This is a genomic window from Limnospira platensis NIES-39, from assembly GCF_026000695.1.
GTDB classification, from domain to species: Bacteria; Cyanobacteriota; Cyanobacteriia; order Cyanobacteriales; family Microcoleaceae; genus Limnospira; species Limnospira platensis.
Genome location: NZ_AP026945.1, coordinates 5040555 through 5059893, shown reverse-complemented (window position 1 = coordinate 5059893; position 19339 = coordinate 5040555). Strand labels below are relative to the sequence as shown.

General features: G+C 44.9%; 15 protein-coding genes and 1 pseudogene. 6 read left to right on the top strand and 10 right to left on the bottom strand.

Features of this window, described 5'->3' with window-relative positions; genetic code table 11:
• Positions 1–51 precede the first annotated feature (51 nt).
• The gene (gene alaS, locus N39L_RS24935) at positions 52–2682 is read right to left on the bottom strand and encodes an alanine--tRNA ligase (protein ID WP_006618099.1); all 2631 of its coding nucleotides are present in this window, start codon (positions 2680–2682) and stop codon (positions 52–54) included.
• Positions 2683–2722: 40 nt separating this feature from the next.
• Here alaS and N39L_RS24930 point away from each other — a divergent pair, with 40 nt between their 5' ends.
• The 3 genes from N39L_RS24930 (at position 2723) to N39L_RS24920 (ending at position 5729) form a co-directional block, all read left to right on the top strand.
• Positions 2723–4231 carry a DUF3370 domain-containing protein gene (locus N39L_RS24930; protein WP_006618098.1) on the top strand — a complete coding sequence of 503 codons (1509 nt, stop codon included), beginning with the start codon at positions 2723–2725 and terminating at the stop codon, positions 4229–4231.
• 191 nt (positions 4232–4422) lie between these two features.
• Positions 4423–5199, top strand: coding sequence for a HoxN/HupN/NixA family nickel/cobalt transporter (locus N39L_RS24925; RefSeq protein ID WP_014276692.1), 777 nt, complete (start codon positions 4423–4425; stop codon positions 5197–5199).
• A 53-nt stretch (positions 5200–5252) separates the two neighbouring features.
• Positions 5253–5729: a hypothetical protein gene (locus tag N39L_RS24920; protein ID WP_006618096.1), complete on the top strand. Its 477-nt coding sequence runs from the start codon at positions 5253–5255 to the stop codon at positions 5727–5729.
• A 752-nt stretch (positions 5730–6481) separates the two neighbouring features.
• Here N39L_RS24920 and N39L_RS24915 read toward each other — a convergent pair.
• The 5 genes from N39L_RS24915 to N39L_RS24895 form a co-directional block, all read right to left on the bottom strand.
• Positions 6482–6604, bottom strand: coding sequence for a hypothetical protein (locus tag N39L_RS24915; protein ID WP_286131465.1), 123 nt, complete (start codon positions 6602–6604; stop codon positions 6482–6484).
• Positions 6601–6786: a hypothetical protein gene (locus tag N39L_RS24910; RefSeq protein ID WP_014276691.1), complete on the bottom strand. Its 186-nt coding sequence runs from the start codon at positions 6784–6786 to the stop codon at positions 6601–6603. The genes N39L_RS24915 and N39L_RS24910 overlap by 4 nt, the downstream gene beginning before the upstream one ends.
• A gap of 46 nt (positions 6787–6832) precedes the next feature.
• Complete coding sequence (gene leuS / locus N39L_RS24905; protein ID WP_006616681.1) at positions 6833–9412, bottom strand: leucine--tRNA ligase; 2580 nt, start codon at positions 9410–9412, stop codon at positions 6833–6835.
• Positions 9413–9529: 117 nt separating this feature from the next.
• A complete protein-coding gene (locus N39L_RS24900; protein ID WP_006616680.1) occupies positions 9530–9820 on the bottom strand; it encodes a hypothetical protein in 291 nt (96 codons plus the stop codon).
• 14 nt (positions 9821–9834) lie between these two features.
• Entirely contained in the window at positions 9835–12348 is a 2514-nt protein-coding gene (locus N39L_RS24895) for an HD family phosphohydrolase (RefSeq protein ID WP_006616679.1), read from the bottom strand.
• A 446-nt stretch (positions 12349–12794) separates the two neighbouring features.
• Between N39L_RS24895 and N39L_RS24890 the strand changes: the two are divergent.
• From N39L_RS24890 to N39L_RS24880, 3 genes and pseudogenes are all read left to right on the top strand, one after another.
• Positions 12795–14252: pseudogene (locus tag N39L_RS24890) on the top strand (recombinase).
• Positions 14253–14657: 405 nt separating this feature from the next.
• A complete protein-coding gene (locus tag N39L_RS24885) occupies positions 14658–15014 on the top strand; it encodes a hypothetical protein (protein WP_014276687.1) in 357 nt (118 codons plus the stop codon).
• Positions 15015–15269, top strand: a complete 255-nt coding sequence (locus tag N39L_RS24880; protein WP_014274322.1) for a hypothetical protein — start codon at positions 15015–15017, stop codon at positions 15267–15269.
• A gap of 1115 nt (positions 15270–16384) precedes the next feature.
• On the opposite strand, the gene N39L_RS24875 is transcribed toward N39L_RS24880, so the two are convergent.
• The 4 genes from N39L_RS24875 to N39L_RS24860 form a co-directional block, all read right to left on the bottom strand.
• Positions 16385–17215: a hypothetical protein gene (locus tag N39L_RS24875; protein WP_006619863.1), complete on the bottom strand. Its 831-nt coding sequence runs from the start codon at positions 17213–17215 to the stop codon at positions 16385–16387.
• A 16-nt stretch (positions 17216–17231) separates the two neighbouring features.
• Positions 17232–17672, bottom strand: a complete 441-nt coding sequence (aroQ, locus tag N39L_RS24870; RefSeq protein WP_006619864.1) for a type II 3-dehydroquinate dehydratase — start codon at positions 17670–17672, stop codon at positions 17232–17234.
• 42 nt (positions 17673–17714) lie between these two features.
• The gene (locus tag N39L_RS24865) at positions 17715–17852 is read right to left on the bottom strand and encodes a hypothetical protein (protein ID WP_006619865.1); all 138 of its coding nucleotides are present in this window, start codon (positions 17850–17852) and stop codon (positions 17715–17717) included.
• A 227-nt stretch (positions 17853–18079) separates the two neighbouring features.
• The gene (locus tag N39L_RS24860; protein WP_006619866.1) at positions 18080–19324 is read right to left on the bottom strand and encodes a competence/damage-inducible protein A; all 1245 of its coding nucleotides are present in this window, start codon (positions 19322–19324) and stop codon (positions 18080–18082) included.
• Positions 19325–19339 lie beyond the last annotated feature (15 nt).

The window sequence follows — 19339 nt, the reverse complement described above, 5'->3', positions numbered from 1 at the left end:
TGAACCTGTAGCCCTAAAAAAGGTGGGCATTTTACCCACCTGATTAAATAACTATTTCAATGCCTCAATTAACTGAGATTTTGCTGTTGATAAAGCCTCCGGTAATTTACTAGGGTCGCGTCCGCCAGCTTGGGCTAAATTCGGACGACCGCCACCGCCACCGCCGCATAATTTAGCGATCGCCCCTATAAACTTACCAGCCTGCAACTTCTTATCCTTAATTACCACCGGACTAAAAGCCGCCACCAGGCTAACCTTACCATCACTTACCGACCCCAAAACCACCGCACTTTCACCTAATTTCTGCTGTAAACGTTCCGCCGCCGTTTTCAGGGACTCTCCGTCAACTCCGGGAAGTTCCGCCACCAAAATTGGCAAATCTCCCACCCTTTCAGCAGTAGATAATAATTGGTCAGACTGTGCGATCGCCAACTCTGCTTTCACAGCTTCCAACTGTTTCTGAGTCGTTTTTAACTCCGCCTGTAAATTAGTGAATCTTTCTGGTAATTCCTCCGGTTTAGCTTTCAAGCGATCGCTCAATTCTTTAACCACCGTATCTCGGACATTCAAATAATCCAAAACCGACTGTCCGGCTACAGCTTCAATGCGCCGAATACCCGCCGCAATTCCCGTTTCCGAAACTATCTTAAATAATCCAATTTCCGCCGTATTAGTCACATGAGTTCCGCCGCACAACTCCATAGATACACCCGGGTAATCAACCACCCGCACCACCGCCGCATATTTTTCGCCAAACATAGCGATCGCCCCCTTATTTTTAGCCTCCTCTAAAGCCATTTGTGTCACCGTCGCCGGGTGTGCTTCCGCGATCCAACTATTCACCTGATTTTCCACTTGTTGTAACTCCTCAGTTGTCAAAGCACGAGGACAGTTAAAATCGAACCGTAGGCGGTCAAAAGCCACCAAAGAACCCGCCTGAGAAATACCAGGATCAACAATCAATTTGAGCGCCGCTTGCAATAAATGAGTAGCCGTATGATTAGCCTGCGCGCGACGACGACAAGCGCGGTCAATGCGTGCATTAACAGTAATTCCCGCAGTTAAAGTTCCCCTTTCCACCCTACCAAAGTGAATAAAAATATCCGAATCTTTTTTAACATCATCAACCCGGACAATCACATCAGAAGTAGTCAAATAACCGCGATCGCCAATTTGTCCCCCAGACTCCCCATAAAAAGGAGTTTGGTCAAGCACAATTTGCACCTCACTTCCCGCCACCGCTTCCGTCACCGATTTACCAGCAATTAAAACCGCTTCCACCGTCGCCTCAGAGTCCGGGAAATCATAGCCCAAAAATGCTGTCGGGTGTATCTGTTCCGCCAACTTATCCAAACTACCCTGAACAGTTAAATCAATAGTTTCATGGGCTGCTTGCGATCGCTTTCTTTGGGCAGACATTTCCGCCTCAAAACCCTCCACATCAACAGTCAAACCATTTTCCTCAGCTATTTCCTGAGTTAATTCTAGGGGGAAGCCATAGGTATCATAGAGAACAAAAGCATCCTGACCCGAAATTTGCTCGGGCTGTTTTTCCAACAATTCTGCCAGCAGTTTCTCTCCTCTTTCCAAAGTCTCCAAAAACCGCGATTCTTCCCGTTGCAATTCCCCCTTAATCACCCTTTCCCGTTCACGGGTATTCGGGTAAACATCTTGGGATAAACTAATCGCCGTTTCCGCCACTTGCGTAGTAAATTCCCCCCTGATACCAATCAAGCGCCCATGACGTACTACCCGCCGAATTAAGCGCCGCAGAATATAACCCCGCCCCACATTAGAAGCCGTTACCCCATCAGCAATCAGATGAACCACCGCCCGCAGATGGTCTCCAATCACCTTCAGAGAAACCTTAGTTTTATTATCACTTTTAGCGTAATCAATACCCGCCAGATCCGCCGCCGTTTTAATAATCGGGAAAATCAGATCAGTTTCGTAGTTGTTTGGCACACATTGCAGAATTTGCGCCATTCTTTCTAACCCCATACCCGTGTCAATATTCTGATTTTGTAAAGGGGTCAGGTTGCCATCAGCATCCCGGTTATATTGCATAAAAACCAGGTTGTAAAATTCAATAAATCGGCTATCATCTTCTAAGTCGATGTGGTCATCCCCTCTTTCTGGGTGGAAATCATAATAAATCTCCGAACAGGGGCCACAGGGTCCCGTCGGTCCAGATTTCCAAAAGTTATCTTCTTCACCCATACGTTGAATGCGGTGGGGAGGGATGCCAATTTGATCTCGCCAAATCGCAAACGCTTCGTCATCCTCCTTAAATACACTAACAATTAAACGTTCTGGCGGCAGTCCGAATACCTCCGTAGAAATTTCCCATCCCCAAGCGATCGCTTGTTCTTTAAAATAGTCTCCAAAGCTGAAATTACCCAACATCTCAAAAAAAGTATGATGGCGCGCCGTGCGTCCTACATTTTCAATATCATTGGTGCGGATACATTTCTGGGACGTAGTGGCGCGGTTAACTTCCCTGGGTCGCTGTCCTAGAAATATCGGTTTAAACTGTAGCATTCCCGCGATAGTGAGCAGGACCGTAGGATCTTCTGGGACCAAAGAAGCACTAGGCATAATTTTATGCTGACGTTCGGCGTAGAAATTGAGGAATTTCTGACGAATTTCGCTGCCGCTCAGGAATTGTGGTGAATAGGACATAATCAATTAACAATTTGGAACTCTAAAAATCTCAGGATAAATGAAGGATCGAGTTTTCAATCTCATCACCTCTATTTTCATTGTCGCACTCGCAGCTTTAGGCGGCGCTTTGGCGGGGATCTTGTTTCGGGTGTCCGTGGTAGTTCCGGTGAAAAGCCAGGTAACTACCCAATCATTAACCTGGAAGTCCCCTAAAAACCCCCTATTGGCTGCTCTGAACCCCCAAGGGGAACATTCAGTCGCCATTCAACCGGGGGAAGTGCGACCTCTCCCCGGCGCTTTGGACGATATCCCAATGTTTAATAGTAACAGCCCGGAGTGGGTGAAGCAGGAGGGAATTTTGCTATCCACATTTCCCCCTCATGGTAAGGCTGTCCCAGAAGCCCATCTTGATTATCCTCTGGGGGGTGAGTTTGAATTGTTCGCCCATCACTTCGTACATACGCCACCAGAGTCCAAAACCCTCTATATAGGTATTTTGGTCTACAACCCCCATAACGAGCCTGTGAGGGTGCATATTCCGGCGGTGGCGAGTTATTTGTTGGAACCTGATGCCCCTTTTCAGGAGAAACCGCCCATGGCTGATAATTCCCAGGGAAATGTCTATTCTGGGCCCGGTATTCGCGCCGTTGATGCCGTGATGCGGGGAACCCGACTAGCCGATTTTCCCTCTCAGTTAGAAATTCCCCCCGGCGAAATGCGGATGTTGTTAAATCATCCAATTCCGGTTAAAGGCTTGGAACGTCCGGTCAATGGGCGATCGACTTTTATGCGCCTCAATTGTACCACCAGTGGCACTGCTCCCACTCCTTCTCATGTATATGTGGCAAGTTTGGCAATGTATGCCAAGATGTCCCCTGATGGTAAGGAGCGATCGCCAGAATTAATAGAATGGCAAAATCTCCTCCATAATGGCGGTTTAGCACAGCCTCGCGATCGCTTACCAACTCCACCCGAACAAACCACTGGTCAGTTAGTTTATAGTCGAGTCGCTGGAGTACAAAAGGGTTCTAAATGGCAAGCCGATTTAGTTGATGAAGCCGCTAACTACCTAACTATTCCTGAACCCGGAAAAGCCATTTCTTATGTAATTAGTACCATCCGAAGCGGCACCTTGGGAACCCGTCAAATTCAAGCCGCCGAATTAGCCGTTCGCTATCCTGATACTGCTTATCAATCCCATGGTAATTATGGCGTTCATTATGATCTAACTACTCCCCTGTTTAATCCTACAGATACTCAACAGGTAGTCACCATTACTTTAGAAACTCCTCAAAAGGAAGAAAACCTATCCCAAGGCGGGTTGATGTTCCGACAACCTCCCTGGGATTTCCCCTATTTTCGCGGCACCGTCCGCCTACAATATCACGACGATCGCTCTGTGGAAAATACTAAATATCTGCATTTATGGCATCGTCGCGGACAAATTGTTGAACCCCTACTAACTCTCAAGCTGAAGCCACAAGAAACCCGTTTAGTTCGGCTAGATTTCCGCTATCCCCCAGATGCTACACCTCCCCAGGTGGTGACTATCAGAACCTTAAAATAGTCCCGTAAATCCCCGTTATTTAATCACCTGTAAATCCTCACTATTAGGGAAAATTAATCATGGTTATAAGCAATCACCAAAAACTCACCCTCAAACTTGACCCCAAATCCATCAACGACAGTTTATAATTTTTTACTGGTGTAATCTCAACACTAACCGTCAAATCAGACCTATAGCATATCACTGTTAACATGACAGCCAATCTAATTTTCGCCCATCTCAACCATAGCGCCGATCTGGTGAATCTGCTTACATCCGATCCGAATTTAACTACAATTGGGTTAGGCGTAGCCATTGCCTTTGGTCTGGGTGCAATTCATGCCTTATCCCCAGGACATGGTAAAACCCTAGTAAGTGCCTATTTAATCGGCAGCAAGGGAACCCCCCAACAAGCAATTTTACTAGGAGTCACCACCACAGCCACCCACACCCTCAGTGTTTTTGTCTTAGGTGCGATCGCCCTATTTGCTTCCCAATATATCTTACCAGAACAATTGTATCCCCTACTGAGTGGTTTTAGTGGATTCGCCATTTGTCTCATTGGCTTAGACCTACTCAGAAAAAGATTAAATTCCCACAGCCACAGCCACAGTCACAGCCACAGTCACAGCCACAGTCACAGCCACAGCCACAGTCACAGCCACAGTCACACCTCAAGTAGTGTATCATCCCTGATTAAATTAGGGATTGCTGGCGGGTTAGTTCCTTGCCCTACAGCACTTGTTCTGTTATTAAGTGCAGTAGCCCTACACCAGATCGTCTATGGATTATTTCTAGTGGGCGGCTTTAGTCTAGGGTTAGCATTAGTCCTGGTCGGTTTAGGCTTAGTAGCCGTTTATGCTGGTCAGTGGCTAGAAAAGTTCCCAGAAAATCAGATAATTTTGCAGAAGTTATCTATTGTAAGTGCCTTCCTTGTCGTTTTGATTGGCATTGGTTTAACATTTATCTCAGCCAACTCCTTCGCATAAAACGACCGATATCAGTAGTGCCAATTAGTCAATTTTAGTAGTCTGAAAATCCGATGAAATTTAAACAGTTTTTGGTAGCGATCGCCATTTTTATTAGTCTCCTAGGTTTTCCCGGAGATGCCTTAGCCCATAGCGTACTCACCAACTATCATCTACAAGGGGAAGCCCTAGAAATCGAGGCCGTATTCAGTACCGGAGAAGCCTTTTATAATGCCGATGTAGTCGTGCATCCTCCCGCCGACTCCAATTTACCCGAGACCAAAGGACTCACAGACGAAAACGGTTTATTTTTGTTTGAACCTGATTACTCAGTCATGGGTAGTTGGGCTGTAGAAATTGGCGAAGGTAGCCACTGGGATAAGTTGATGATTCCCATAAGCGATCGTATTATTGACTTAAATGCCATCAGCCAAATTCATTATCATTCCCCCCAACGCCATCACCATTTTGGCAATCAAATTATTGTCGCAGAAATTGCCCTTTGTTTCGGACTTTTCGGGCATTTTATGAAAAACAAAATCCGCTTTTAACCCCCAGCCAATCATACCGTAGGGTGCGTCAGACATCGAGAATTATCCTTAATACCTGATAATTGATTTCTGACGCACCACAGACCGAGAATTATTCTTAATACCGGATAATTAATTTCTGACGCACCACAGACCTAATCATACCGTAGGGTGCGTCAGACACCGAGAATTATCCTTAATACCCGATAATTGATTTCTGACGCACCACAGACCGAGAATTATCCTTAATACCCGATAATTAATTTCTGACGCACCACAGACCGAGAATTATCCTTAATACCGGATAATTAATTTCTGACGCACCACAGACCGAGAATTATTCTTAATACCGGATAATTAATTTCTGACGCACCACAGACCTAATCATACCGTAGGGTGCGTCAGACACCGAGAATTATCCTTAATACCGGATAATTGATTTCTGACGCACCACAGACCGAGAATTATCCTTAATACCGGATAATTGATTTCTGACGCACCACAGACCGAGAATTATCCTTAATACCGGATAATTGATTTCTGACGCACCACAGACCGAGAATTATTCTTAATACCGGATAATTAATTTCTGACGCACCACAGACCTAATCATACCGTAGGGTGCGTCAGACACCGAGAATTATTCTTAATACCGGATAATTGATTTCTGACGCACCACAGACCTAATCATACCGTAGGGTGCGTCAGACACCGAGAATTATCCTTAATACCGGATAATTGATTTCTGACGCACCACAGACCGAGAATTATTCTTAATACCTGATAATTGATTTCTGACGCACCACAGACCGACGCACCACAGACCGAGAATTATCCTGAACACCTGATAATTGATTGAGGTGCGTAGCGCCGATAATTGTTCGGTGAGGATTCATATAGCCTGGTTCTGACGCACCCTACTAAAATCATCATTAGAGATAATTGATTGAGGTGCGTAGCGCCGATAATTATTCGTTGAGGATTCATATAGCCTGGTTCTGACGCACCCTACTAAAATCATCATTAGAGATAATTGATTGAGGTGCGTAGCGCCGATAATTGTTCGGTGAGGATTCATATAGCCTGGTTCTGACACACCCTACCAAACATCATCAAATGGTAAATTAACCCACCACAAAATTAACCAACTTACCAGGTACAACAATTACCTTGCGTAGCTGCTTACCCTCCAGGTGTCGTTGAGCAATTTCTGAGTCTTTGGCTAGTTGTTCCAAAGTGGATTTATCCGCCCCACTAGCCACCTGAATAGTGCCGCGAGTTTTGCCATTAATTTGAATTACTAAAGTGATTTCATCCACCACCAAAGCACTGGGGTCAAAAGTCGGCCAAGATTGTAAATGTACCGAATCACCATGACCAATTTGATGCCACAAATCCTCAGTAATATGGGGACTAAAAGGAGCCAGAAGTTTTAACAGAGTATCGATTCCTTCCTGATAAATAGGCGAGTCTTGAATGGGGGTAGCATCAGATAGGGCGTTACTCAATTTCATCATTTCCGATACCGCCGTATTAAATTGGTAATCCCCCTCTAAATCCTCCGTAACTTCTTTAATAGCATTATTGATAGCGCGGCGCAGATCTTTTTCAGCTTTATTCAGATTCTCAGGAGTTGATTTAGTGCTACTAACAGAGTGATTAGCCGCAAATTCGGTAACTAACCGCCATACCCGATTCAGGAACCTAAATTGTCCTTCTACATCGGCATCATCCCATTCTAAATCCTTTTCTGGGGGTGCTTTAAAGAGGATAAACATACGCGCGGTGTCTGCGCCATATTTTTCCATTACTAATAATGGATCAACTCCATTATATTTGGATTTCGACATTTTCTCAAAGAAAACCTGCAAGCGATCGCCTGTTTCCGGGTCTTTAGGTTCATTGGTGTTCACCTTATCAGGGGGGATATATTTACCAGTTTTCGGGTTTTTATAAGTAATCCCCTGCACCATACCCTGGGTTAGTAAGCGCTGGAAAGGTTCATCAAACTTTAATAAATTGCGATCGCGTAATACCTTCGTAAAAAAGCGGGAATACAACAAATGTAGAATCGCGTGTTCAATTCCCCCCACATACTGATCAACAGGCATCCAATCGTTAGTTTTGCTTAAATCAAAAACCTGGTCAGCATTTTGAGCATCAGGATAGCGCAGGAAATACCAGGAAGAATCAATAAACGTATCCATAGTGTCAGTTTCCCGCTTCGCTGGCGTGCCACAACTCGGACAGGGAACATTAACCCAATCTTCCAAACTTGCCAACGGAGACGGACCACGGCCGCTAAATTCCACATTTTCCGGCAATTTCACAGGTAAATCCGCATCAGGAACCGGAACCGCCCCACAGTCAGGACAATGAATAATCGGAATTGGACAACCCCAATAGCGTTGACGAGAAATCAACCAATCCCGGAGGCGATATTGAACCCTTCCTTCCCCATAGCCTTCATCTTCCGCATACTCAATCACCGCCTGTTTACCGTGGCTAGAGTGTTCGCCGCTAAAAGGCCCTGAGTTTACCATAATTCCCGGTTCCGTGTAGGCTTGCTTCACCTCATCATCCGGGTCATTATCGTTATCAGCATCATCAGGAACAATCACCTGACGAATGGGCAAATTGTATTGAGTAGCAAAGGCAAAATCCCTGACATCATGGGCGGGAACCCCCATCACCGCCCCAGTTCCGTATTCATACAGGACATAATCTGCAATCCAAATAGGAACCTCTTTTTTAGTAAAAGGATTGATAGCTTTTCCACCCGTGGGAATGCCGCGCTTGGGTTTATCCTCAGCGGTGCGTTCCATTTCGCTTTCAGCGGTCACTTGTTTAATAAACCCTTCTACCTCAGCCTTACGGTCGGGGGTGGTAACTTGGGCGACTAAGGGGTGTTCTGGGGCGAGAACAACGTAAGTCACCCCATAGACCGTATCAGGACGGGTGGTAAACACAGAGATTTGATCATCAACTCCCACAATGGGGAAATCTAAACGCGCCCCCACTGATTTACCAATCCAGTTAGCCTGCATCAGTTTCACTCGTTCTGGCCAACCGGGGAGTTTTTCCAGGTCATTGAGGAGTTCTTCGGCGTAGTCGGTAATTTTGAGAAACCACTGGCGCAATAATTTCCGTTCTACTATAGCACCAGAGCGCCAGGAACGCCCCTCATTATCAACTTGTTCGTTAGCTAATACGGTTTGGTCGATGGGGTCCCAGTTAACGGCCGATTCTTTTTGGTAGGCGAGTCCGGCTTGGAAAAATTGCAGAAAAATCCACTGAGTCCAGCGATAATATTCCGGGGAACAGGTGGTTACTTCGGCATCCCAATCAATGGAAAATCCCAGCCGTTGGAGTTGTTCGCGCATTTGGGCTATGTTTTGATAGGTCCAGGTCTGGGGAGGGATACCGCGATCAATAGCTGCATTTTCCGCTGGTAGTCCAAAAGCATCCCATCCCATGGGGTGTAGGACGCGATATCCTTGCATCCGCTTGAGTCGGGCAATCACGTCAGTAATGGTATAGTTACGGACATGACCCATGTGTAGGCTTCCCGATGGATAGGGAAACATGGATAGGGCATAAAATTTGGGTTTATTGGGGTCTTGATGGGTTTGGTACAACCCCTGTTCAGCCCATGTGTTTTGCCACTTCTGTTCGATGGATGCAGGATTATATCGGGACTCCACAGTTTAACTCCGCGCTGTTGATGATCATAGAACTCTCTGGGATTATTTTGGCACATTGAGGGCTCCATGGCATCTGTGAAATGCAGTCAGAGGAGATACCCCAGGGAGCGGTTATAATTATCCCGGTTGAATGGATAAAAATTCAATGGTGGGAATCAGGGGGTCTTTTACCATCCCCAACCCAGAAAATCCCCAACGTTGAACAATGCTTTTAATTTGAGAACCTGATATAGATTCAACGGTAAAGCGATCGCTAACTTCTGCGCCATGTTGGTTCAGGTAGCTAAGGGCTTCAAAATGTTCGGCAAATAGCAGCACATAGCTTTCTGGTAAATCGGGGTTAGGATGAGCGGCTACATATTGACCATCCTGTTGAGAACATAGTAAATAATACACTTGGGAAAACATTTGTCAAATATCCATTATCTTGATGAGAAAACACCTTTAGGGTAAGTGATACGTTTATGGTTAACTTGTTCCCAGACCCGGACGAAAATTTCGGCGATTTTCGCCATATCTTCCCGTGTTAATCCCGAATCTACTAATTGATTATCTTGCCACCGAGCGCGCAGAATTTTATTAACCATTTGTAGGGCTTCTTCGTGGGTAGCATCTTTAAGCGATCGCAATGCCGCCTCACAGGAATCTGCTAACATCACAATACCAGTTTCCCTAGATTGGGGGATAGGTCCATCATAGCGAAAATCCTCTTCCTTAACCACAATGCTATCATCTTTTTGAGCTCGCTGTTGGGCTGCATAATAAAAATAAGCAATCAACATTTCTCCCTGATGTTCGGGAATAAAAGCCTGAATAGCTTTAGGTAAGCGACATTTACGAGCCATAACTAACCCCTCGCTGACGTGCTTTTTAATAATGCGAGCGCTTTCTGTGGGGTCGTCAATTTCATCATGTTTATTCGGACCACCCATCTGATTTTCAATAAATCCTAGGGGGTCGTGCATTTTACCAATATCATGGTACAGGGTTCCCGTGCGTACCAGTTCCACATTACAGCCTAGGGCGCTGGCGGCGGATTCTGCTAAAGTAGCCACAAACATGGTATGCTGAAAAGTGCCAGGGGCTTCTGTGGCTAATCTTTTCAGTAGGGGGCGATTAGGATTAGCTAATTCTGCTAATCGTATGGGTGTAATTAGGTCAAAAACGTGCTCTAAATAGGGGCTTAATCCTAAAGCTACAATACTCCAAGCCAAACCTTCAAAAACCTTGAGAGTGACCGCCCCCAGCAGCACATGAAAAATCACAGTAGCAGTAGAACTTATCATCAGGGTAGCGATTAAATACACTAGCCCTTTAGTGACACCTACCACCCCACCGAGGAGGGCTAATTCTTCACGCGATCGCAACTTCCCAGCCATTAAACTACCCACCAGACCACCAGCGGCACTAGCCACCAGGGAAATGGTCTCAATTTCCATACCAATAGGCAGCATTATTGAGAGCATAGTTACCACAGTAACACCGACTGCAGAGCCATAAAAACTCCCAATTAATAACCCCACCGCTGGCAAATTAGTAGCTGGTATTTTTAACAGCAATAAAACGGGAGTGCTGAGACTCAAAATCAATAACAGAATGTAATCTCGTCGGCGCAAACCCGGACGGAATTTTTTTTGCACCACAAGCACAATCAAAATGGAGACTGTCACTAAGCAGACAAACCCCATTAAGCCTCTCCAATTAATCCCCCGTTCACTCTTCCCAAAATAGTCAAGGATGACAAATTCCCGCTGAGTGATCGTCTCACCTGGTTGGATAATCACATCACCTTTATTGACATTCACCACCACGGTTTCAACTTTTTGGGCAGCTAATTCGGCTCGTCGTCGGGTAGCCACGGGATCTTTAATCAAATTAGGCCGCAGATATCTACTTAAAACCGTATGAGCAAAGCCTTGGGATTCTGGGGGAATTACACCGTTAATATGGAGACTGGCAGCTTGTCTGATAATGTCATTAGGTAAACCTAGAGCGATACCTTGGGATAGCATTTGTCTAGCTATCTGTAAAATGCTAAATTGGGTCTCTTGCCACAGTGGATCAGACCAGTTTAATACAGTGGTATCATATAAGTCTCTAGCTTCTGAGGTCTGTTGTTCGGAGAGTAAATCAACCGCTTGGGCATAGCTGCGACGAGCATTTGAGATTTCCGCGATTAAATCTGAAAAAACTTCCTCGTCAACTCGGTTGCGGTATTGAGACAGTTGTAAATAAGCCTTACGTTGCTGTCTTTCCTGCTCCAATTTACTCTTAAACTTTTGGATATTAGATTTATCGACCGTGACGGTTTCCGGTTCGTCGGTGGTTTCTAAACTAGGGGTCTGATTAACTTTGGTAATCAACTCTTGCCATTGTCGTTGTGGTAGCTGGCGAATATGGCTCTGGACATCTGTGGAGACAATGCCAGTATTGACATAGGGAAGAGGTCCAGCTAGTTCTCGAATGGTGTTAATTTGATCAAATACTGATTCGAGGTTTTGCCGAATTTCCCGGTCAATAGTCGGATCGATAACCAGAACCGATATCTCGCCAATTTGAGCGGCTCGGCGCTTTTCTTCGGTGGTTTTTAGATCTTCAATGCTGGCATCAGCGGGAGCGATAAAGGCTTCAGGAGCATATCTGCCGACTGATAATCTGGGTTGGTTATAAAAGCGAACCCCCATGACACCTGTGAGGGTGCTAATTGCTATTACCCACAGGACGGGATAACTGATTTGAGACGATCGCCTTTTTCCGGTGGGGGAACTGTTACCGTTTCCCGCCTGAGTTTCTGAGTTCTTCAATGCGATCGCCCTGGATTTTTGCTTATTTGTCCCTTGATTTACCACTTCAGCCGTCCCTCCTCGCGATGATAAATGGCGAGTATGACCCCGAAGTCGTTCAATCTGTCGGGTGATTGACTCAAACCTATCCATACAAACCTATCCGGCATGATTTAAATTTAACCTAAATACCCAGCGCGATATTGCTCAATTGGGATGAGTCAGATTTCCGCACCAGTAGTTATTTAGGCCCTAGACCCCCCGAATCCGCCCCCTTTCCGCCTAGCGGCGGGCAGTGTTTGTTATTTTAACTTGTGTTTTGTTCGGACGGGTATAAGTCCCGCGAACTCCCCCCTTTTTTGAGTGTCTGGATACATAGATTTGCCGCGTCCCTTGAGGGGCTCGATGCCAGGAAAATGGACATCTACCTATCACGTCTAATCGTATTATAATCCTAATGGGGCGATCGAGTTGGTTCGCAACGGAGCCAGGTCAGAATCTATCCGCCGGAACCCAAGCGTCTATATAGCCTACAACCCCTATTCTACCGTTACTTAGGTGTTACTCAAAGCCATAACAGGATAACAAGTGAGTAAAAAATGAGTAACGCTACTGATACCCCTACAGTAGGGGGAAAGGGCAACTATGACGACAATTACACTAGGTTCATGAAAGCTTATCAGGATTTTAAGGGGGAATGTCCCAAAGGGGTAACTCTCAAACTTCAAAAGACCGGGACTAGGTACAATCTGCTATTGCAGTTTAAGCAACCACCAACCGGAAAACGACTACCCAAAACGGCTAACCTTGAGTGTACTCCAGAAGGGGTGATAGACGGGGTCAAGAAAGCTAAATTGGTATCTGAAGCCCTAGGGACTATCACTAGCGCTAGTGAATTTTGGGATTGGTACGATGCGACTATCTTAGGAAAGAACCAGATTGAGGATAATCTGATAGCCTATCGGGAAATATTCCAACAACTAGAGGATGAGTATTTTGCCGGGTACAACCGCAACACAGGACGGAAGCGTTCTCGCGATATCGCTAGCGACTTAGCGTCTTACGACACTACTAAAGGGGCATATTTCAGGCTGTTCCCTAACTGGGATGAATATCCTAGCTGGGAGAGTTTCAAGGCTATGCTATATATTCCCTTGCAGAATGGAGAACAATTAGTAGGCTCCAAAACTTTCAAGGAACGTTACTACATTTTAAAAGCCATAGCCGAGAAATCACCTAACAAAGACCATTTACTTAAAAAGCTTGAACCTATTGACCCCAAACAAACGCAATTCAAAAAGAAACAACGGATAGGTATCGATGCCTTTAAAGATTGGTGGTATAGCGCCAAACAGGAAGCCTATACTATTAAAGGCCACCAACATCAATCATCCCGGCATAACTGGTTATGGGTGACTGGTATGACAGTAATGTACGGACTGAGGCCAACTTAAATAGCCGCCGCCGTTAATCTAACTAAGCCATTTGTAACTGAAGATGGTGTAATCATCAAAGCACTATCAGACCCTGATAATCAAGACAATTACTTGGTATTAGGAGATTACACTTATTTTACTGACGCAGAAGGTCGGAAAGTGAGTATAAAAACAGGGGGAAGGATTGTAGCTCCAATACCTAGCCTTGATATGTTTGAGTTCCTGGAATTAAAAAGGCCTTTATTGCCTCAGTACACCCCTAAAAAAGGCAGTAAACCCAAAAGCATAGTTACAGGATTTGAGGCCTTGTTTAGTCAAAAAATTTCCTCTATGAAATGCCCGGTAACTCAAAAATATGCTTTTCGTAGACTGTACAACCTGTTAGGTGAAAAGTATGGACTACCTATCGAGTTACGAGCTAGACTTATGGGTCATAGCGCAATCGTCAACGAGAGTAAATATAAAACAGAAGGGATTGACGCTACCTTAGAAGTCCTCAAAGGGGTTTCTAAGTTACCTATACCATTGAACGTAGCCATAGAACGGTTAACAGCGTTAGGGTTTGATGTTGACACTCCAGAAGCTAAGGCATTTCTCAGAGTTATCTATCAGATAGATTAATCTAATCGTCAACCTTTCATAAATTAACACCCCTAGACTAAACCCCTAGGGGTTATTTTATGGCTACAGATTGATGGATCCTGTTATGGCTTTGAGTAACACCTAAGTAACGGTAGAATAGGGGTTGTAGGCTATATAGACGCTTGGGTTCCGTCAGAGTGTGTTAACTATAAACCCTTATCCTGACAGCGATAGCGAGCTATTACTCAACCCGATAACTATGCCTAGTTACTCAAATGTTACTCACCATACAGATAGTCCTGAAGTTGACGACAAAAAAATAGATTACTTAACAATCATGTATGACAAACTAATACCATTAGTGATTGCGGCAATTCAGGAATTATCAGAAAAAATCGACAAATTAGAAAATATGCTAAACACTCAACAATAAATTAACAGATAATGCCTAATGCACTTAATATATCAGAGAGTAACTGGTTTAAGGTTTATGAATTTAATTTTAGGATAGAAGATGATAGTACTCTACACGGTACTAAAAAATTGCCTGACATTTCTGGCAGTAAATTTATCAGGATATTATTTGACGCTGACAGTGTACCCGTGTACTGGAAAATGGCAGGGTGGTTAAAATTTTACACATACAATGATGTGAAGCAGAATATGATGGTTAAACGTGAAATTATATGGCTTAATGAATATCAAATAATTGAATCACCACCATATAGCAATTTTTACGCTTCATTTTCTCCACTAGAAAGGATTAAATGGTTTACACTTCATTTTTGGAAATTAATATAAATGAACTTGGTAATAGTTGAATTAGGGTTAATTATTGTCGCGATTATTATCAGTATGTTCATTACGCATACAGGAAACCTAATTATTGAGAATAGGTTAGACGGTATCCAAAATAGCCTAAATTATTTGATTAGATATGTTAATGATTTTATGCCATCAACAGTTTGTAAAAAACAGTTAGAAGATAAAAAGCAATCACCCCCTCTTCCAATTAACAGAGATGATATTGATGATGATGGTTGGAGAAAACCCTAAACCCTAACAGCTAACAGCTAACTCAATAACTTAAATGGCCCCCTATGGTTTCTGACTGTAGGGGATGCGTGTATTTTTTGTTTACAGGCCTGTTGCAACAGGCCTGTAAATCATTTATATGAATGCTCACCCCTAGTTTACCTACAATAGACGGGTTAAGATTTTGGCTTAGTGCTTTATTAGGGGTAATCATCCCGTGCGGAACTCAGTACCCCTATAAATTGGAGACTTGTCTAGCGGTATGTAGGTATCGGTTTCGCTGGTAAAGCAATTGTCTAGGATTATGTAGGTATCAGCGAGAGATAACGAAACAAGTCACCAGGTGAAAAGTTGTTTAGGGGTATCGGGTTGGTTCCGGTAGGAGATAGTTTAGATTATGCGATCGCATTTTGTTGGTAGCGAGTAGGCTCCTCAATATTTCACTAATAATCTGACTCCCATAGATAACCGGATAGGCAGCCTAATATCTTTGTACATTGATAGGGGTATCGTTGTACATTGATAACCTAGTGGGTTCCCCCTACGGCTACCTACGGCTATCGTGTTGACTTTAAGCCATAGATAAATCCCACTGCGATCGCACTCATACCTTTCTATGGTTAGCACTGGTAGCTTTAGGCAATATCCTGCAAAATTGAACCCATACCCTCCCCCTAACCGAAACAAGCACTATTGGGGAAACGAACGATGTGATAGCAGTCAATGGTGAGGAACGAACCGATAGGCTTGCCATTGACTGCTATCACAAGGGAGTTACCCTATCGGTGTTTGGTTGGGGGGAGATAGTAGGCATTTGACAGATTGATTAAGTTGTGCTTATTGACTGAGTAATCAACCTATTGACAGAATTATTTTCCTGTGCTAGGACTAGATTGTGAGTAACATTTGAGTAACTAGGCATAGTTATCGGGTTGAGTAATAGCTCGCTATCGCTGTCAGGATAAGGGTTTATAGTTAACACACTCTGACGGAACCTAACCTGGGGAGCATCGCCGCCAATGAAAACACGACGATCCGCAAAACATCATCATTTCCCATGAGTCATCTCAACTAGCGGTCTTCGCTGAAGTTACCGGAGGCTTGGCGATCGTTAATTCACAATAAGGCAAACTTGGTCACGCCTTCTTTAAAGCACCGTCCAAGACCCATGGATCAACGCCAGACCAAATTTTAAATAATGTTTCTCCTAGGTTAAGGATAGAGATTTCCGCTGTGGGGTTGGCAGTTATCAGGTTCATTCTCCAAGCCACAGGAATGCCCAAAACAGTATTATAGGCTCCCGAAAATATACCACTGATGATGGTTGTCAGTGCAGAGGTTGAATTAATTTGGCATGAACGCTTTAGGGTTAATATGGGTTGCTCAGGTGTACTCATAAAACAGTACAATCCTAGGGCTAGGCTGGAATGAGGAAAACTAGACAAATGCGCCTGTGTTTCTATCAGGGTCATTGATTCAGCTAGGGCTATTTGGACCTGAGACAGTTGCTGCTCAACGGTGGTGTTGTTGGTGGATAGGTTTTCTAATATGGTCGGTATTATGGGGCGATTATCCCTTGCTGTTGCCATGATTTGGGCTATGATTTCACCCATCACTAACATTGTGGCTTCCCTTTCCAGACTGCGATCGCTATCAGGCCATATTTCGGCTAATTGTTGTAATTGCTGTTGCTGTAGGGATCTGTTTTCATGGAAAAATAGAGCCATAGGGAAGGCAATTAAAGCGGCTTCATCGGGGTTTGGTGGGCTCTCTGGGTGGCGCTGGCAGCTTTTTTGCCAAATTTGACCCCAATGGTCTAAATCCAAGCCTTGATGCTCAATGAGACTGCCGGTGAAAGCCATAATTAATCCCACCCAGTCGGGTTCGGGTGGGTGATGACTGAGATAACTACCGCAAGCCGCGCCTAGCAAAGCGCCTTGGAACTTTGCTAATAATGGGTGTTCCATGTGGAAGGTTTGGGTTTTAGGGCGATCGCAAATAGTTTACCAATGCTTTTAAACCTAAACAATAACTATCAGCCCCAAAGCCGCTAATCTGACCGATCGCGACCGGGGCGATATAGGAATGATGCCTAAAGGGTTCGCGGGTGTAAATATTACTTAGGTGAACCTCAACAGTGGGAATTTTGACTGCTGATATAGCGTCCCTAATAGCAACGCTGGTATGGGTATAGGCTCCCGCATTAATCAGCAAGCCATGATGGTGGTCTAATGCAGAGTGAATGGCATCCACCAAGACCCCTTCATGATTAGACTGCCTAGCCACAACCTCAGCCCCCAATGACGCTGCCTCCTGTGTTAGCAGTTGGTTAATGTCATCTAAGGTAGCCTTGCCATAGATACCCGGTTCGCGCTGACCTAAGAGGTTTAGGTTAGGACCATGCAGCACCAGAATACTTAACAATTTCTTAATACCTCAGCAGTTTACTAGAAACTGAGTTGACTACTATCTTGAGCGAGGAAAATCTCTGACTGGCACCGGGACTGGTTCAGCTTCCGGTTGTGGTTCTGGACCTAATAATGCTTCGATTAGCTCCCGCGCCCATTCCCGGAGTTTCTCCAGTACCTTTTCAATGTATTCCATTGCAAAAATGGCTCCTTTTTACAAATTCGCAGGCTAATCTAACTCAAACCCGCAATTTCTTTGATTTTAGGGTAGCAGCAATTTCGGAATTGCTTCTACACGGAACGGGTAGACCTCATGCCTTCAGTGCCTACTGTTAGCAAAATTGACATACCCTAAGATTAGCTAGTTGCCCAGCACTGATTTAATCATAACAAATCTTCATAGAATTTGGCAAGGTGATCAGGTTAAAATTGGCGGCGGAGCAGGTCTAGGGCGCTACAGGCACTGGCTCGTTGAATCCAGGAGCGTTCTCGCTGGTTACCAAAACGGAATTCTTGTGATGTGGCGGTTCCGTCGGGTTTGGCTAGTCCGATGTATACTAATCCGACGGGTTTACTGTCCGTACCTCCTGATGGTCCAGCAATGCCGGTTATGGATAGTCCCCAGTGGGTTTGGAGGAGCGATCGCACTCCCAGAGCCATTTGTTCGGCAACTGTAGCGGATACTGCCCCCAATTGGTCTAAGTCGGTGCTATTAACTCCGAGGAGTTGATTTTTGATGCGGTTATCGTATGCGATGACTCCACCTAAAAAATATTGGGAACTGCCAGAAATTTCGGTAATCATTTTACCCAAACCGCCGCCGGTGCAGGATTCAGCTACACTTAGGGTTTGTTGTGTTTGTCGTAAATGCTGACCAACGACGGAGGCGAGGGTGTCATCATCTGCGCCATAACAGTTTAATCCGGCAATTTGTCTTAATTGGGTTACGATTGGTTCAATGAGAGCGGCGGCGCGGGCGGCGGATTCGGCACAGGCAGAAATCCGCAATTTAACTTCTCCATAATTAGCATAGGGGGCTACTGTGGGATTTTGTAGCTCTAGGAAGGGGGCTACTTTTTCGGCTAATGCTGATTCGGTAATGCCCCAAAATCTGAGGGTGCGGCTGTAGATGGTCTGAGAACACCAGCCTTGTTGACGTAGGTAGGGAATGGCTATTTCTACCCACATTTGTTTCATTTCGGAGGGGACTCCGGGAAATGTTAGGAGGGTAAGGCGATCGCCTCTGGGTTGCCAAATAATTCCCGGAGCGCTACCAATGCGATTGTAGAGGATGTCTGCCCCTTGGGGAATTAGGGCTTGTTTGCGGTTACTGGGAGACATTTCCCGCCCACGACTGGCGAATTTTTGGGCAATATCTTGGATGATTTCGGGTTTTTCGATGAGGGGGGTCTGGAAAAAGTCGGCAATGGTTTCTACAGTCAGGTCGTCGGGAGTCGGTCCTAAGCCTCCGGTAAAGATGAGGAGTTGTGATCTTTCTGAGGCGATCCGGATCGCTTTTTTGAGACGTTCTGGATTATCTCCTACCACAGTTTGATAATAGTGAGGAATACCAAGTTCGGCTAATTGTTCTCCAATAAATTGGGCATTAGTATTGGTAATGTTACCCAGGAGTAATTCTGTCCCCACACAAATAATTTCGGCTGTCATAGATTTGATTAATTG